Below are 16,303 nucleotides of genomic sequence, written 5' to 3' on the forward strand. Positions count from 1 at the left end.
AGGCCCTGCAACACGGGCCTACACCATGCTCTGCGGCAGCACCCAGGCATCAAAGTCCGCAGCCGCCACAGACCCCAAGGCCAGGGCTGCAGCCCGCAAGGACAAGCCGTGCTGGTGCGCGTGTTTGGCAATCTCCGCCGCCTTGTCATAACCAATGTGCGGGCTCAGCGCGGTGACCAGCATCAGTGAGTTGGCCACCAGTTCCGCAATACGCGCACGGTCGGGCTCCAGCCCCTGGGCGCAGTGGTGGTCAAAACTGGCCATCGCGTCGGCCAGCAGGCGCACGCTTTGCAAAAAGTTGTGGATGATCAGCGGCTTGAATACATTGAGTTCAAAGTTGCCCATGGCGCCGCCTATGCCCAGCGCCACATCGTTGCCCATGACCTGGCAACACACCATGGTCAGCGCCTCACACTGCGTGGGGTTGACCTTACCCGGCATGATGGAACTGCCGGGTTCGTTCTCTGGCAGGCGCAACTCACCCAGGCCGCCACGGGGGCCGCTGGCCAGCCAGCGCACGTCGTTGGCAATCTTCATCAGCGCAACAGCCAGTGTTTTCAACGCCCCGTGGGCACTGACCAGTTCGTCGTGGGCTGCCAGCGCGGCAAACCGGTTGTCGGCGCAACGCAACGCCAGGCCCGTCTCCTGCGCAAGGCGTGCAGCCACCCGGGCGCCAAAGTCGGGGTGGGTGTTCAGACCAGTACCGACCGCGGTGCCACCCACGGCCAGCTCCAACAAAGGGTCCAGGCTGCGTTCGATGGCCTCTTGCGCGTGCACCAGCTGCGCCACCCAGCCCGAAATTTCTTGACCCAGGGTGATGGGCGTAGCGTCCTGCAAATGGGTGCGGCCCATCTTGACCAGGGTGGCAAACGCATCGGCCTTGGCGATCAGCGTAGCCTGCAACGCATTCAGGGCAGGCAGCACGTCTTCAGTCAGTCCGGCCAACGCGGCCAGGTGCATGGCCGTCGGAAAAATATCGTTGGACGACTGGCCCATGTTGACATGGTCGTTGGGGTGGACCAGGCGGCCCGTTCCGCGCGGGCCACCCAGAATCTCGGAGGCGCGGTTGGCCAGCACCTCGTTCATGTTCATATTGGTCTGGGTGCCGGAGCCGGTTTGCCACACCGACAGCGGAAACGCATCGTTGTGTTTGCCCGCCAGCACCTCGTCCGCCGCCTGCGTTATGGCTTGGGCCAGCTTGGCATCCAACAGGCCTAGTGCACGGTTGGCATGGGCGGCAGCCCGTTTGGTGCGGGCCAGCGCAACCAGCAGGGCCTGCGGCATACGCTCGGTTGAGATGGCAAAGTGCTGCAGCGAGCGCTGGGTTTGCGCACCCCATAAGGCGTCGGTGTGGACGGCGATGTCACCCATGGAGTCGTGCTCCATGCGTTGCGCGGCGGTGGTGCTCATGGCAGTGCTTCCTCGTGCAACCACCTGGCTACGGACAACGCGCCACAGCGGTTATTCGGATTGTGGCAAATCCTGCAGCAGATCAGCAAGCTCGTCGGCGTGTTCTTCTTCGACGGCCAGAATACCTTTGAGGATGTCGCTGGTGGTGGGGTCGTCGTGGCCCAGGTAACGGATCATGTCGCGGTAGCTGGTGATGGCGACACGCTCGGCCACCAGGTCTTCGCGGATCATGTCGACCAGCGTGGTGCCGGGCATGTATTGCGCGTGGCTGCGACCGGTCAGGCTGTCGGGTGCAAAGTCGGGCTCGCCACCGAGCTGCACGATGCGTGCAGCCAGCAGGTCGGCATGCACCAGTTCTTCGTTGGAATGGGCCAGGAACTCGGCTGTGATGCCGCGGGCATGGATGCCACGCGCCATGAAGTAATGCCGGCGGTAACGCAGCACACACACCAGTTCGGTGGCCAGCGCCTCATTGAGCAGGATGATGACCGCCTCACGGTCGGCGCTGTAGTCTGCGGTGACGGCACCCTGCTCCAGGTGTTTGCGCGCATCGCTGCGCAGGGTTTTGACATCGGTCAGATGGGGCTTGTTGTGCATGGTGGTCTCTCGTGAAAGTAAAGCGCCAAGAGTGCCCCAGTTGGCCGCCGCAATCGGTGCGATGGCACACCGTTCAGTGTGCGGTCAGCGAGAAACTGCTGTGCTCCGCTTGGGTTGCGCCACCGCGCACGGGCGGCAGATGGGGCTCCCACATGATCCACTTGGCGTCCAGCCCTTCGTTGATGGGCATGTTGCAGCTTGGCACACTGGACACGGTGAACCGGGTGGCCTCTTTGAACTCCACCCAGCCTTCGGTGTTGGACCAGAATCCGGCGCCATTGCCTCTGACCAGTTGGTGGGTGGAATACAGCACAAACTGCATGTGGTGGGGGGTGTGTTGGTTCATGGTGATGGCTCCACAAGGGGAAAACACACCCATGCTAGGTCGCCCCCTGTGCAGAGGTCCGTGCGCCCTCGCACACACAGGCATAAAAAAAGCCCTGCAGTTGCAGGGCTTTGCGGTGTGCTGGCTAGAGCAGCAGCTTACAGCTTTTGCGCTTGCATGAAGCTGTCGAAACGTGCTTCAGTGAAGCGGAACCACAGGTTCTCGTCCTTGCGGAATTCGGCGTAGTCAGAGTAGACCTTCTTCCAGTTTTCGTTCTTGGTGCTGATTTCAGCATACAGAGCCATGGACTCTTTGTAGGCCAGATCCAAAACGTCTTTGGGGAAAGGCAGAACCTTGGTCTTGGCGCCCACCAACTGCTTCAGGGCATCGGGGTTCTTGGCATCGTACTTGGCCTGCATTTCGGTGTGGGCAAACGCCGCAGCACATTCGATGATGGTTTTGTTTTCAGCAGACAAACCGGCGTAGGCCTTGTCGTTGACAAACAGGTCCAACTGGGGACCGCCTTCCCACCAGCCGGGGTAGTAGTAGAACGGAGCCACTTTGTTCAGACCCAGCTTCTGGTCGTCGTAAGGGCCTACCCACTCAGCGGAATCGATCGTGCCTTTTTCCAGCGCGGTATAGATTTCACCGCCAGGGATGTTTTGTGGCACGCCACCCATGCGCTCCAGCACACGGCCAGCAAATCCACCAATACGCATTTTCATGCCCTTGATGTCAGCCACCGACTTGATTTCCTTGCGGTAGAAACCACCCATTTGTGCACCGGTGTTGCCCATGGGGAAGTTCACGATGTTGTACTTGGCGTCACTACTGTCCGGTAAATTCTCCCAAAAAAGGGCTCAAACCTAAGCTGGCTGGGGGTTTCAAGAGGTTTTGTGATTCGGACGATTTCAAACGCGATTTTTTGCAGTTGCGTATCGTGACCTCATTTTTCGAGGTTTCCGCTCTATGCACACTGGCCGCACAGTATTTGCACAACTTCTCGAAGTGGTGCCATTCAAGCACTTCGAGCATCTCGTAAACAAATACCAAGCCAACCGCTGGACACGGGACTTCACCGCATGGAGCCACTTCATCTGCATGGCCTACGCACAGTTCACGCGCAGGGAAGGCTTACGCGACCTGATCGTGTGCCTGAACTCGCAAAGCACCAAGCTCTACCACTGCGGCCTACGTCAGCGTGTATCGCGCTCCACGCTGGCCGATGCCAACGAACGGCGTGACTCACACCTGTTCGAAGCACTGGGGCAACGCCTGATCGAAATCGCTTTGGATTTATACAAAGACCATGACATTAGCTTGAGTCTCAAGGAGCCGCTGTATGCCATGGACTCCACGACCATCGACCTGTGTCTTAAGCTGTTTCCCTGGGCGGACTTTCGGTCCACCAAAGCGGGTATCAAAGCCCACACCGTGATCGACCTACGGGGTGCGATTCCGGTCATGCTGTCGATCACCACAGGCAAAATCAGCGACGTGGGGCAACTCGATGCATTGAGACTGCCAAAGGGCTCCATCGTCGTGCTGGATCGCGGCTACGTGGACTTTGCGAGGCTGTACCGTTTGGTGCAACGGGAGTGCAGCTTTGTGGTGCGCGCCAAAGACAACCTGAGCTTCAATTGCCACGAAGCGCACGCCATCGATATCCAGGCCGGCGTGTACTCGGATCAAACCATTGTGCTGACTGGCGAACGCTCCAAAAATGTCTACCCCGCGCCCTTGCGCCGGGTACGTTTCTATGACGCAGTAAGTTGTTTGGAACTCGTTTTTCTGACCAACCGCTTGACTTATCCGCCCTCACCATCGCAGCCATCTACAAGCAGCGCTGGCAAATTGAATTGTTCTTCAAATGGCTCAAGCAGAACTTGAACATCCAGCACTTCTTTGGCAACTCTTTGAACGCCGTGCGTTCGCAAATCTGGATTGCGGTGTGTACTTATTTGATAGCCTTGGTCGCACACCACGGGCTACGCACGGAGTTGTCACTACGCAATTTCTTGCATCTGGTGGAGGTCAACATGTTTGAGAAAATTACTTTGGCTCAGATGGTCGACAACGCACTCAAAGATGAAAGCTTTGAAGAGCTGAAGTCGCAGGTTGAGCTATTCTGAAAATTGGTCAGAATTTACCGGACAGTAGTGACTTGGCGTAGAACTCGCGCATCAGCTTGCCGCCGTTGCCTTGGTACATCCAGGCCGTCATCTGGCGGCTGTTCAGACCAAAGGGAATGGCGCAACCCAGTGCAAAGGTTTCGTCCTTGCCATGGAAGTAGTAAGGCGCGGTGTGGGCCATTTCGACCGTACCGTTTTGCACGCCGTCCACCACACCAAATGCGGGCATCAACTCGCCGCCAGCGTGGGTGGTGATGGTGAACTTGCCACCGGACATTTCACCAACCTTTTTGGCAAATGTATCTGCTGCACCAAAGATAGTGTCCAGAGCCTTGGGGAAGCTGGACGCCAGGCGCCAGCGGATGGCTGCGCCCTGTGCATGGACAGCAGGCGCTGCACCGGCAGCCAACACGCCAGCGATGCCAGCGTTTTTGATGATTGAACGACGATCCATTCGTGGTACTCCAAAAAGAGGTTTGAAACAATCTCACCGCGATGGAGATTCCACACGGCAAGGACTGCTATGAGTCAGAGCGCATTGTAGGAACCGATATCACCCCACCCGTGGGGGTTTTCCCTCGATAACAGAGCCGAAATGCGGCTCTTCAGGATTCTGAAAGGATTGAATGCAGAGTCTGTTTCTACACGTGGCGGCGGCCTAGGCGGCCCGCGCAACGGGTGCCAGCAGTTCCGCAAAACGGCGCGTGATGGAGGCCTGGATACCGGCCGCATCCAGCCCCTGCAGGGTCAGCAAACGCGCTGGGTCGCCGTGTTCGATAAACGTGTCGTCCAGGCCCAGCTGCAACACCGGCAAGGCCATACCGGCGGCCACCAGGGCCTCCAGTACCGCACTGCCCGCACCGCCCATGGCACAGCCTTCTTCCACGGTCACCAGGGCTTGGTGGTTGCGTGCCACTTGCAGCAGCAACTCGGTGTCCAGCGGCTTGGCCCAGCGCATATTGACCACCGTGGCGCCCAGGGCCTGCGCCGCCTCCAGTGCAGGGTGCAGCAACGTGCCAAATGCCAGGATGGCAATGCCCTTGCCCTGGCGGCGGATCTCGCCCTTGCCAAAGGGCAGGCCTTCCAACCCGGGCTGCTGAACCGCACCGATGCCAGCACCGCGTGGATACCGCACAGCCACCGGATGGTTTTGCGCAAACGCCGTGCTGAGCAGTTGGCGGCATTCGTTCTCGTCCGACGGGCAGGCCACACTCATGTTGGGGATGCAGCGCAGGAAGGCGATGTCGTAGGCGCCTGCGTGTGTGGCGCCATCGGCACCGACCAGGCCCGAACGGTCCAGAGCAAACACCACCGGCAGGTTCTGGATGGCCACGTCGTGGATCAACTGGTCATAGGCACGCTGCAAAAAGGTGGAGTAGATCGCCACCACGGGCTTCAGGCCCTCACAGGCCATACCGGCGGCGAAGGTCACCGCGTGTTGCTCGGCAATACCCACGTCGTAATAACGGTCCGGGAAACGTTTGTGGAACTCCACCATGCCCGAGCCCTCGCGCATGGCGGGGGTGATGCCGACCAGGCGAGGGTCGGCCTCGGCCATGTCACACAACCAGTGGCCAAACACCTGGCTGAAGGTGGGCTTGGGCGCCACGGCGGGTTTTTGCACACCCACGGCCAGGTCAATCTTGCCGGGAAAGTGGTAAGTCACCGGGTCGGCCTCAGCCAGTTCGTAACCCTTGCCCTTTTTGGTTACCACATGTAAAAACTGCGGGCCTTCGAGCTGTTTGATGTTTTCCAGCGTCGGAATCAGCGAATCCAGGTCGTGGCCGTCAATGGGGCCTATGTAGTTGAAACCAAATTTCTCGAACAACGTGGCGGGCACGACCATGCCCTTGGCATGTTCTTCGATGCGTTTGGCCAGTTCAAACAGGGGCGGTGCGCCCTTGAGCACGGTCTTGCCGGCGTTTTTGGCAGCGGTGTAAAAACGGCCACTCATCAGCTGTGCCAGGTAGCGATTCAGCGCGCCTACGGGCGGGCTGATGCTCATGTCGTTGTCGTTCAGGATCACCAGCAGGTTGGTGTCTGCAATACCAGCATTGTTCAGCGCCTCAAAGGCCATGCCGGCCGTCATGGCGCCGTCACCAATGACAGCCACCACACGCCGGTCTTCACCCTTGTGTTTGGCGGCCAGGGCCATGCCCAGCGCAGCGGAAATGGAGGTGCTGGAGTGTGCGGTGCCAAAGGTGTCGTAGGCGCTTTCGGTTCGCTGCGGGAAGCCGCTCAAGCCGCCGAGCTGGCGCAAAGTGGCCATGCGGTCACGTCGGCCCGTCAATATCTTGTGGGGGTAGGTCTGGTGGCCCACGTCCCAGACGATGCGGTCTTCGGGTGTGTTGTACACATAGTGCAGGGCCACCGTGAGTTCCACCGTGCCCAGGTTGGAGCTGAGGTGCCCGGTGGTCTGCGCCACGCTGTCGAGCAGATAGTTGCGCAGCTCATCGCTGAGCTCGCGCAGCTGTGCACGTGGCACGTCGCGCAGGTCCTGCGGGTCATTGATGGTGTGCAACAGGGGGTACTTATCTTTTGACATGTGCTATAATTTTAGTAGCTGCATACCCATATTATTCGGGGGCTAGCGGCTGATTTCATCAATAATCACTGGGCGGGCCGCGCTTCAGTGCGCCCGGTTGACCACCATATTGGCCAAGGCACGCAGAGCCTCGGTATGGGCCAGGCCGCTGGTATCCAGCGCGTGCAGGGCCTGCCCCAGCAACTGCTGCGCGTAGGCCTGGCTGGCCTGCAAACCCATCAAGGACACATAGGTGGGTTTGTTGTTGTCGGCATCCTTGCCGGCGGTCTTGCCCAGCGTGGTGGAGTCGGCTGTCACATCCAGTATGTCATCGACCACCTGGAACGCCAAGCCCATGGCTGCGCCATAACTCTGCAGTGCCTGCAGCGCCTGGGCACTGGGCGTTGCGCACTGCGCACCCATGACCACACTGGCCTGCAACAGCGCGCCGGTCTTGAGCTCGTGCATCTGGCGCAACTGGGATTCGGTCAGGGGCAGGCCCACGCTGGCCAGATCGATGGCCTGGCCACCGGCCATGCCGGCACTGCCCGCGGCACGGGCCAGCAGGGCACACAAACGGGCCTGTGTGGCGGGCAACACGGAGCCGTCTTGTGGGGTCAAAAATTCAAAAGCCAGGGCCTGCAAGGCATCACCGGCCAAGAGCGCGCTGGCTTCGCCAAACTGCACGTGCACGGTGGGTTTGCCACGGCGCAACACGTCGTTGTCCATACAGGGCATGTCGTCGTGCACCAGGGAATAGGCATGGATCAGCTCCACGGCACAGGCGGCGCGCAAGGCAGCCTCATGTGTGGCGGCACCATCGCCCAGGCACACGGCCTCGTGTGCGGCCAGCACCAGCAGGGGACGCAGGCGTTTGCCACCATCCAGCACAGCGTAACGCATGGCCTCGACCAGTTGGGCAGGGGCACCGTGGCTCAGGCCCTGGGGCACATCGGCGGTGACCCAGCGGCTCAGCGCCTGCTCGACCTGGTGCAGGCGGATGCTGCTCCAGGCGTCCAGGTCAAAGGCGGTAGGCGCCGCTGCGCCTGCATTGCGCGCGGGGGCATCCAGTGTGTTGTCGGCCGTTGGGGTCATGGTGCTCATTGGGGCTTCCACGCTTTGAGCGTGCCATCGTCCAGGACCTTGATCTGGTCTTCTACCGCCTGCAGTTTGTCGCGGCACACCTGCAGCAGCTGCGCGCCGCGCTGGTAACCCGACAACAACTGGTCCAGCGGCAAGGCGCCCGATTCGAGCTGGCCCACCAGTTGCTCCAACTCACCCAGCGCAGCCTCGTAGGTCGCGGGCACGGGGGCTGCTGTGCCGGTATCAGCGGCGGGTTCGGTTTTGGCGGGGGCCTTGGGCATGGGCGGGTCGGAAAGGAAAAAGGGGGCAGAAATCTGCAAAACGCGATTTTAGGCGCTCGCAGGGGCCCAAACCTAGGGCGTTGTGCCCACGGGGTACAATCGCCAACCCTAGGCAGCTCTCAAGGTAGCTGCCTCCACGACCCCCGGCAACGGGGGTTTTGCATCCAGAGGACCGAGAATTGTGCAAACAATGTGCAGAACTGACGCTCCACCGATCGTCAAAAAACCCGTAAAGCCCGCCCATTCCGCTATCCCCCCAGGGCTGCGGGTTCCGACAGAGTCAACCACCACCACTCCGTCACAACTACCAGTTTCAAGCTATTTTGATAACGCGCTGTACCAGCGCGAGATGCAAACTATCTTCCAGAACGGGCCCCGGTATGTGGGGCATTCGTTGAGCGTGCCCAATGTGGGCGATTACTACGCCCTGCCGCAAGAGCAGGAAGGGCGGGCGCTGATCCGCAAAGCCAGCGGCGTGGAGCTGATCTCCAACGTCTGCCGCCACCGCCAGGCGCTGATGCTCAAGGGGCGTGACTCGCTGATACACCCCGCCACCGACAACGGCCGCCAGGTCGCCAGCGCGGGCGGCAACATCGTCTGCCCGCTGCACCGCTGGACCTACAGCGGCGCCAACACCCATGGTGCGCCATCCCCTGCCGGCACGCTGATTGGTGCCCCCCACTTTGAGCAAGACCCCTGCCTCAACCTCAAGAACTATCCGCTGCAGGAGTGGAACGGCCTGCTGTTTGAGCAAAACGGGCGCAATGTGGCGGCCGACTTGGCCGGCATGGGCCCCCGCGCCGCGCTGGACTTTGACGGTTTTGTGCTGGACAAGGTGGTCATGCACGAGTGCAACTACAACTGGAAGACCTTTATCGAGGTCTACCTGGAGGACTACCACGTAGGCCCCTTCCACCCCGGCCTGGGCAAGTTTGTGACCTGCGACGACCTGAGCTGGCAGTTTGCCGACAACTTTTCGGTGCAGACGGTAGGCGTAGCGGCGCAACTGGCCCGTGCAGACGCAGGTGCCGGCTCGCCCGTCTACGAACGCTGGCACAAGGCGCTGCTGGACTATCGCAACGGCGTGCCCCCGAAGCAGGGCGCGATCTGGTTGACCTACTACCCCCACATCATGGTGGAGTGGTACCCGCATGTGCTGACCGTGTCGACCCTGCACCCCATGGGGCCCAACAAGACCATGAACATGGTCGAGTTTTATTACCCCGAAGAGATTGCCGCGTTTGAGCGCGAGTTCGTCGAAGCCCAGCAGGCCGCCTACAACGAAACCTGCCTGGAAGACGACGAGATCGGCGAACGCATGGACGCCGGCCGCGCCGCCCTCTATGCCCGCGGCGACGACGAAGCCGGGCCGTACCAGACGCCGATGGAAGACGGTATGCCCCACTTCCACAACTGGTACCGCCGACAAATGGGACTCTAGTCAGTGCAAGCCTTGTGGATGGTGCTGGGCGCGTTTCTGTTTGCCACCATGGCAGTCGGAATCAAGTTCGCATCCACCAGTTTTGGCACGGCGGAGCTGGTGTTCTACCGCGGCATCGTCAGCGTGCTCTTTATGGCGGTGGTGCTAAGGGCACGGCGTACCCCACTGCGCACCCCCGTACCCATGATGCACCTGTGGCGCAGCACGGTAGGTGTGTTGTCGCTCAGCGCCTGGTTCTACGCCATTGCCCACTTGCCGCTGGCCACCGCCATGACGCTGAATTACATGAGTGGCGTCTGGGTGGCGGCCTTTATCGTAGGTGGCGCCCTGCTCTACGGCCAGCCCCAGCGCCAAGGCCCATTGATGGGCACCGTTCTGTTGGGTTTTGCCGGTGTGGTGATGACACTGCGCCCCACCATTGACCAGAACCAGCTGTTTGCCGGCGTGATTGGTCTGCTGTCGGGCATGGGCGCAGCCCTGGCCTATTTGCAGGTGACCGCCTTGGGCAAGGTGGGTGAGCCCGAAGTGCGCACCGTGTTTTATTTCTCCGTTGGCACGGCCGTGGTGGGTGCCGTGGGTTCCTTGTTCACCGGGTTCACGCCCTGGTCTGAAGTCAGCTGGACGGCCGCTGCCTGGGTGATACCGATTGGGGTGCTGGCCTCGCTGGGCCAATGGTGCATGACCCGCGCCTACAGCCACGGCGCCACGCTGGTGGTGGCCAGCATGCAGTACACCGGCATCGTGTTCGCCTCTATCTACAGTCTGGCACTGTTTGGCGAATACATCGCGCCCATTGGCTGGGCCGGTATCGCCGTTATCGTGGCCAGCGGCGTGTTGGCTACGGCCTTGCGTTCGCGTGCCCTGCCCGATACTCCCGCCGAAGACCATTGATCTTGAAAGAAGGCCCCACACCATGTACACCACCCTGATCTCCGTAGACCAACTGCAGGCCCTGCGCGCCAGCGGCCAGCCCCACACCGTGTTTGACTGCAGCTTTCTGCTAACCGATCCTGCCGCCGGTGAGGCCATGTATGCCGAGACCCATATCGCAGGCGCGGTCTACGCCCACCTGGACAAACACCTCAGCGCCGCCAAGGACCCTGTCACCGGCAAACCCGCACCGGGCAGCAGTGCATCGGGCGGACGCCACCCACTGCCCGCACGTGAAACCTTTGCAGCCTGGCTGGGCTCGGTCGGTTTTGACAACACACAACAGGCTGTGGTGTACGACCGCCAGGGCGCCAACTACTGTGGCCGCCTGTGGTGGATGCTGAAATGGGCGGGCCACGAAAACGTGGCCGTGCTGGACGGTGGTCTGCAGGCCTGGCAAGCAACCGGGGGCGCTGTGGAAAGTGGGCCTGCACCCAGCCGTTCTGCATCAAATTACGCTCTAGCCCCCGAGAAGACTGTATTGACTGCTATCGATACCGTAGCAAAACAGGTTGGCAAGTCGACAGGCCCCGGTGGCCAGACCATCATCGACGCACGCGCCACGCCCCGCTTCCGCGGAGAGGTGGAGCCATTGGACCCGGTGGCCGGCCACATACCCGGCGCGCTGAACCGGCCGTTCAACCTCAACATCGGAGCCGACGGGCGTTTTCGCCCCGCTGTCGAATTGCGTGCGGAGTTCGATACGTTGCTGGGTGGGCGTGACCCGGCCACCGTGGTGCACCACTGTGGCAGCGGCGTCAGCGCCGTGCCCAACATCATCGCCATGGAAATCGCTGGCCTGGGCCGCACGGCCTTGTTTGCCGGCAGTTGGAGCGAATGGTGCAGTGACCCGGCGCGGCCGGTGGCGCAGGGTTAGGGATTGGACTCGTCGCTACTAACCCAAACAGCATTCCGGGAATCGCGGGCAGGACAGCGCTCAGCGAACTTCCGGAAGGGACACCGAGTCCTTTGTTTGCTGGAAGACGGACCATGCTTCTCTGACGACACTATCGAATTCATTGGCGGGAAGAAGTGCAACACCTTTGAAGTTGCTATTTGACCCGTAATACAACCGATCAACGTCACCATCCTTTACAAGAAACATGACATCCCCGTCGTCATACACACCGAAGGGCACTGCCAGATATTCTCGACCTTCTGGCTGACCAGTATCAGCACTTGGAAACGTGTACTCATTAAGCAAGGTGTAGATTTCACTGTCACTTTGGCCAAAGTGGTCTTTGATGAAAGAACCTTGCGTTAGGTGCAGGGCTGCGTGGTGGAGCAATTCAAAGAGATTGGAGCCCACTTCATGAACGATATTCTTGCGATTTCCAAGCAAGGTGAAATTCACGTAGACGTCGAAAACGCCGTTATGAATGGTTGGCGTACTCCAATCAATAACAATATTCCAAGCAATGGCAAATTTTGAGGGATCGCCGATCAACATAGGTTGCACCTTCTATAGTTTTACGCCTAGCATCCCGCACTCCAGCACCAGGCAAGGCGCAGGTGTTCTGCGCAGGTCAAGGAGGAGGCCGAAGGCGGGGGGACACGGAGCAGAACACCTGCGCCCTGCCTGGTGCGGGCGAAGAAAGTTGCCGCATGAAGTCAGTGCGCGTGGGCCAAACTGCTCATCACGGTCACCAACCCAATACCCAAGCCCAACCAGGTGATCTGGGCGAATGTTTCAGACAGCGACAGGCGCTTTTGCAGCTGGGGTATCAAATCGGCCAGCGCCACGTAGACAAAACTGCTGGAAGCCACCACCAGAAAATACGGCAGGTAGTCGTGTAAGGCATCGACTAGCCAATAACCGGCCAGCCCACCCAAGGCGGTGACGGCGCCGGCCAAGGACACTTTGACCAGGGCCATGCGTTTGTTGCTGGCGCCCGAGCGCAAGACCATCAGGTCGCCCATGTGGTGGGGCACCTCGTGGGCCAACACGGCCAGCGCGGCAATGGCGCCCAGACGCATGTCGGCCATAAACGCCGAGGCAATCAGGATACCGTCGCCAAAACAGTGCACGCTGTCACCGGTCAGGATGGCCCAGCTTCCGGGCTGGCTGGGTGCATGGGCAGCAGGCACGCCGTGTGCATGGCCGCCATGGTCATGGCTGTGGCTGTGGCTGTGGTGATCGTGGTGGTCATCGCCGGCATGGTGGTGGTGCTCATGGCCGTGGTGCCACAGCTCGGCCTTGTCCAGCAGGAAAAAAAACACCAGGCCCAACAACAGGGTCAAAAACAACTCATGGGCGCCCACCGGACCTTCAAACGCTTCCGGCAGCAGGTGCAAAAAAGCAGTGGCCATCAAGGCACCAGCCGCCAGGCTGAGCATGTGTTGTGTATAACGGGCCAACACACCAAAACTCAGGGCCGCGGCCAACCACACGGAGCCTATCCCTGCCACCAGGGTTCCTACCAAAATTGCTACCAAAGTCATAGCGTACTACGTAGATTCCTAGGGGGCTAGAGCCCCAAAACACTAAAAGTCAAAAAACAAAACCGCCCCGAAGGGCGGTTCTGGCTGAGCCGGGATGGCGAATCAGACGCCATGGGCCTTGAACCACTCCAGCGCCCGCTGGAAACCGTCTTCCGCGGCTTCCTTGCGGTAGCTGGGCCGGTAATCCGCATGGAAAGCATGGGGGGCTTGAGGGTACACCACAAACTCGCTGGCCTTGGCGGCCTTGTTGCCTTTGGCACCGGCATCAGCCAGTGCGTCCTTCATTTCGTTGACCGTGGTCAGCGGAATGCCACCGTCCTGGCCGCCATACAGGCCTAACACCGGCGCCTTGAGCGTAGCCGCCAATTGCACGGGGTGTTTGGGTGTGAGGGCAGATGCGGCACCCACCAAACGACCGTACCAGGCCACACCGGCCTTGACGTTTTTGCTGTGCTCGGCATACAGCCAGGTGGCACGGCCACCCCAGCAAAAACCGGTCACGCCAACACGTTTGGTGTTGCCACCGTTTTCGCTGGCCCATTTCACGGCACCGTCCAGATCGGCCATCACCTGCGCATCGGGCACCTTGGCCACCACTTCGGCCAGCAGTTTGCTGACATCGGTATATTTGCTGGCGTCACCCTGGCGGGCATACAGATCGGGGGCGATGGCAAGGTAGCCTGCCTTGGCAAAGCGGCGGCAGGTGTCGGCAATGTATTCATGCACGCCAAAAATTTCCTGCACGACCAGGATCACCGGGAGATTGCTCTTGCCCTCGGGGGCCGCGTAATAAAACGGCACCGAAAAGCCTTCCATGTCGTAAATGCCCTCACCCGCGGCCAGGCCCGTGGTGGGTGTCTTGACGGCGGTTTGGGCCATGATGGGCATGGCAGTGGCGGCATAACCTACACCCAAAGCGGTCTTGAGCGCGGTGCGGCGGGTGGCGCCGGCCTCCGTCGTCTTTCCAGGCAACAGCGAATCCAGTCCGTTCTTCACTTCATCCAGCATGTCTATCTCCGTGGTGGGGTTAAAAGCGTTCCAGTGTAGGCAGTAAGGTCTGCCCTGTGTGACCCAGGGGACTCTTGATCTCCGTTAAAAGGTCTCCCAATCGTCGTCCCCTCCGGCGGGAGTAACCTTGGTGCTGGTTTTGGGGGGCGCTGGCGTAGCGGATGAAAGGGCAATCTTGGCGGCAGCGGGACGCGCCACCGCGCGTACGGGTGCGGACTTTGCAGCGGATGGCGGCACCGGTGCTGCCTTGGCAGGCGTGGCGGCGCGGGCCCTGGGCTGCACCACACTGTGCTCGGAGTCACCGAGTTTGAATACGGCCACCACCTGCACCAGGTCTTGCGCCTGACCCTTGAGTCCCGTGGCTGCGGCAGCCATTTCTTCCACCAGGGCCGCATTCTGCTGGGTGGTCTGGTCCATCTGGGTCACTGCTTCACCCACCTGGGCCACACCCGACGCCTGCTCGCTGCTGGCCACACTGATCTCACCCATGATGGAGGTCACACGCTGGATAGAGCCCACCACCTCGGCCATGGTCACACCGGCCTGGTCGACCAGGGTGGTGCCGTGCTCCACACGCTCGACACTGGCGTTGATCAGTTGTTTGATCTCTTTGGCGGCCTCTGCCGAGCGGCCGGCCAGGCTGCGCACCTCGCTGGCCACTACAGCAAACCCGCGGCCCTGTTCACCGGCCCTGGCAGCTTCCACCGCGGCATTCAGCGCCAGGATATTGGTCTGGAAGGCGATGCCGTCGATGACGCTGATGATGTCGCTGATCTTCTTCGAGCTGTCGTTGATGCCCTTCATGGTTTCCACCACCTGGCCCACGACCTCACCCCCTTTGACCGCCACGGTGGACGCACTCTGGGCCAACTGGTTGGCCTGGCGGGCGCTGTCGGCATTTTGTTTGACGGTGGAGCCCAGCTCCTCCATGCTGGCCGCGGTTTCTTCCAGCGCGCTGGCCTGTTGTTCGGTGCGGGCAGAGAGGTCGTTGTTGCCCTGGGCGATTTCTGCACTGGCCGTGGCTACGCCCTCTGCGCTTTGCCGCACCTGGGCCAGCACACCCTGCATCTTGCTGACAAACTGGTTGTAGCTTTGCCCAATGGCGGCCAGTTCGTCATTGCCATCGGCCGACAGTCGCAGCGTCAGATCACCACTGCCTGCGCCGATCTCGTGCATGGTGTCGCGCAGCACCAGCATGCGACCCAGCAGACGGGTCAGCAACATGCCCATCAGGGCGACCGCCACCAATGAAATCACAAAGCTGCTGATGAAGGATGCACGCGACATGGCGGTGATGCCGGCCAAGGCCTCGTCCTTGTGCAGGGCCACCACCAGCAGCCATTCGGTGCCGGGGATAGGCTCCATATGTACCAGGCGGTCCACGCCGTCTACCATGATGTCGGTCAGGCTGTCCTTGGACTGGCTGGTCAGGCCCGCGCCGCCCAGGCTGGGGGCAATGTCGGTCACGGGTTTGAGCACCATGCCCACGTTTTCATGCACCATGACCTTGCCAGCCTTGCTGACAATGAAACCAAAGGTGTTGGGTGTTGGGCGGATGGAGGCCACGTTGGAGGCCACGCCGTCCATGAACACATCGAGCGCCGTCACGGCTTTGACCGTACCGCCGTCCTTGACTGCACCCGCAAAGGTAATCACCAGTTTCTTGGTGGCGGCATCCACATAGGGCTCTGTCAGCGCAATGCCGCTGGACGCCGAGGCCTGCTGGTACCAGGGGCGGCCGGTGGGGTCGTAACCGGGTGGCAGATCCTGCTTCTCGGAGAAGATCATGCGTTTGTCGGGGTAACCCACGTAGGCGGTGTCCACACCGCCGGCAATCTTGGCCTGTTTCAAAGCCTCCACCGGGTCCGGCATGTCGGCCGTGGGGGCCATGCTGCGCACCACCTGCTGACGGGCGGCAACCCACAGGCCAATACTCTCGGCATGGGAGCGGGCCAGCGCGGTGGTTTGGGCGTTGAGGGACTGCAGGGCATGGTGTTTGGCAATCACCATGTTGGTCACGGTCAGGATGATCAAGCCGACGAAGGTCAGCAAACCCACCACAAAGATGATGCGGCTGCGCAGACTGGAAAACTGAGGCATGGTGTGCTCCTTATTCGCACCCACAGCTTA

Annotated in this window: 13 protein-coding genes and 3 pseudogenes; 4 read left to right on the forward strand and 12 right to left on the reverse strand. The window is 60.8% G+C overall.

Annotation, left to right across the window (positions count from 1 at the left end; genetic code table 11):
• Positions 1-18: 18 nt before the first annotated feature.
• The 4 genes and pseudogenes from fumC to HZ993_RS07765 form a co-directional block, all read right to left on the reverse strand.
• Positions 19-1,410, reverse strand: a complete 1,392-nt coding sequence (fumC, locus tag HZ993_RS07750; protein ID WP_245213868.1) for a class II fumarate hydratase — start codon at positions 1,408-1,410, stop codon at positions 19-21.
• A gap of 51 nt (positions 1,411-1,461) precedes the next feature.
• Positions 1,462-2,007 (reverse strand): bacterioferritin, encoded by a 546-nt coding sequence (locus tag HZ993_RS07755; RefSeq protein ID WP_209396718.1) that lies wholly within the window; start codon positions 2,005-2,007, stop codon positions 1,462-1,464.
• Positions 2,008-2,080: 73 nt separating this feature from the next.
• Positions 2,081-2,353, reverse strand: coding sequence for a hypothetical protein (locus tag HZ993_RS07760; protein ID WP_209396720.1), 273 nt, complete (start codon positions 2,351-2,353; stop codon positions 2,081-2,083).
• Positions 2,354-2,490: 137 nt separating this feature from the next.
• Positions 2,491-3,171 (reverse strand): annotated as a pseudogene (locus HZ993_RS07765) (TRAP transporter substrate-binding protein); the annotation flags it as partial.
• A gap of 130 nt (positions 3,172-3,301) precedes the next feature.
• Between HZ993_RS07765 and HZ993_RS07770 the strand changes: the two are divergent.
• A pseudogene (locus HZ993_RS07770) lies at positions 3,302-4,464 on the forward strand (IS4 family transposase).
• A 31-nt stretch (positions 4,465-4,495) separates the two neighbouring features.
• On the opposite strand, the pseudogene HZ993_RS07775 reads toward HZ993_RS07770, so the two are convergent.
• The 4 genes and pseudogenes from HZ993_RS07775 to xseB all read right to left on the reverse strand — a co-directional run.
• Positions 4,496-4,918 (reverse strand): annotated as a pseudogene (locus tag HZ993_RS07775) (ABC transporter substrate-binding protein); the annotation flags it as partial.
• Positions 4,919-5,122: 204 nt separating this feature from the next.
• Positions 5,123-7,009: a 1-deoxy-D-xylulose-5-phosphate synthase gene (gene dxs, locus HZ993_RS07780; protein ID WP_209396723.1), complete on the reverse strand. Its 1,887-nt coding sequence runs from the start codon at positions 7,007-7,009 to the stop codon at positions 5,123-5,125.
• Positions 7,010-7,093: 84 nt separating this feature from the next.
• Complete coding sequence (locus HZ993_RS07785; RefSeq protein ID WP_245213870.1) at positions 7,094-8,092, reverse strand: polyprenyl synthetase family protein; 999 nt, start codon at positions 8,090-8,092, stop codon at positions 7,094-7,096.
• Positions 8,089-8,352: an exodeoxyribonuclease VII small subunit gene (xseB, locus tag HZ993_RS07790; RefSeq protein WP_209396725.1), complete on the reverse strand. Its 264-nt coding sequence runs from the start codon at positions 8,350-8,352 to the stop codon at positions 8,089-8,091. The genes HZ993_RS07785 and xseB overlap by 4 nt, the downstream gene beginning before the upstream one ends.
• A gap of 349 nt (positions 8,353-8,701) precedes the next feature.
• Here xseB and HZ993_RS07795 point away from each other — a divergent pair, with 349 nt between their 5' ends.
• From HZ993_RS07795 to HZ993_RS07805, 3 genes are read left to right on the forward strand one after another with little or no spacing between them, the layout of a single operon-like run.
• Positions 8,702-9,793: an aromatic ring-hydroxylating dioxygenase subunit alpha gene (locus HZ993_RS07795; RefSeq protein WP_245213872.1), complete on the forward strand. Its 1,092-nt coding sequence runs from the start codon at positions 8,702-8,704 to the stop codon at positions 9,791-9,793.
• 3 nt (positions 9,794-9,796) lie between these two features.
• On the forward strand, positions 9,797-10,684 hold the full coding sequence (locus HZ993_RS07800; RefSeq protein ID WP_209396738.1) for a DMT family transporter: 888 nt from the start codon (positions 9,797-9,799) through the stop codon (positions 10,682-10,684).
• 22 nt (positions 10,685-10,706) lie between these two features.
• Positions 10,707-11,600 (forward strand): sulfurtransferase, encoded by an 894-nt coding sequence (locus HZ993_RS07805; protein ID WP_209396740.1) that lies wholly within the window; start codon positions 10,707-10,709, stop codon positions 11,598-11,600.
• Between the two features lie 60 nt (positions 11,601-11,660).
• Here the strand turns inward: HZ993_RS07805 and HZ993_RS07810 are convergent, their stop codons facing one another.
• The 4 genes from HZ993_RS07810 to HZ993_RS07825 all read right to left on the reverse strand — a co-directional run bounded on the left by HZ993_RS07810 (position 11,661) and on the right by HZ993_RS07825 (position 16,273).
• On the reverse strand, positions 11,661-12,173 hold the full coding sequence (locus HZ993_RS07810) for an Imm42 family immunity protein (protein WP_209396742.1): 513 nt from the start codon (positions 12,171-12,173) through the stop codon (positions 11,661-11,663).
• Positions 12,174-12,334: 161 nt separating this feature from the next.
• Entirely contained in the window at positions 12,335-13,165 is an 831-nt protein-coding gene (locus HZ993_RS07815; RefSeq protein WP_209396744.1) for a ZIP family metal transporter, read from the reverse strand.
• A gap of 102 nt (positions 13,166-13,267) precedes the next feature.
• Complete coding sequence (locus HZ993_RS07820) at positions 13,268-14,173, reverse strand: dienelactone hydrolase family protein (protein WP_209396746.1); 906 nt, start codon at positions 14,171-14,173, stop codon at positions 13,268-13,270.
• 84 nt (positions 14,174-14,257) lie between these two features.
• Positions 14,258-16,273 (reverse strand): methyl-accepting chemotaxis protein, encoded by a 2,016-nt coding sequence (locus HZ993_RS07825; RefSeq protein ID WP_245213873.1) that lies wholly within the window; start codon positions 16,271-16,273, stop codon positions 14,258-14,260.
• Positions 16,274-16,303 lie beyond the last annotated feature (30 nt).

Origin of the sequence: Rhodoferax sp. AJA081-3 (assembly GCF_017798165.1) — a bacterium.
Classification (GTDB): Bacteria; Pseudomonadota; Gammaproteobacteria; order Burkholderiales; family Burkholderiaceae_C; genus Allorhodoferax.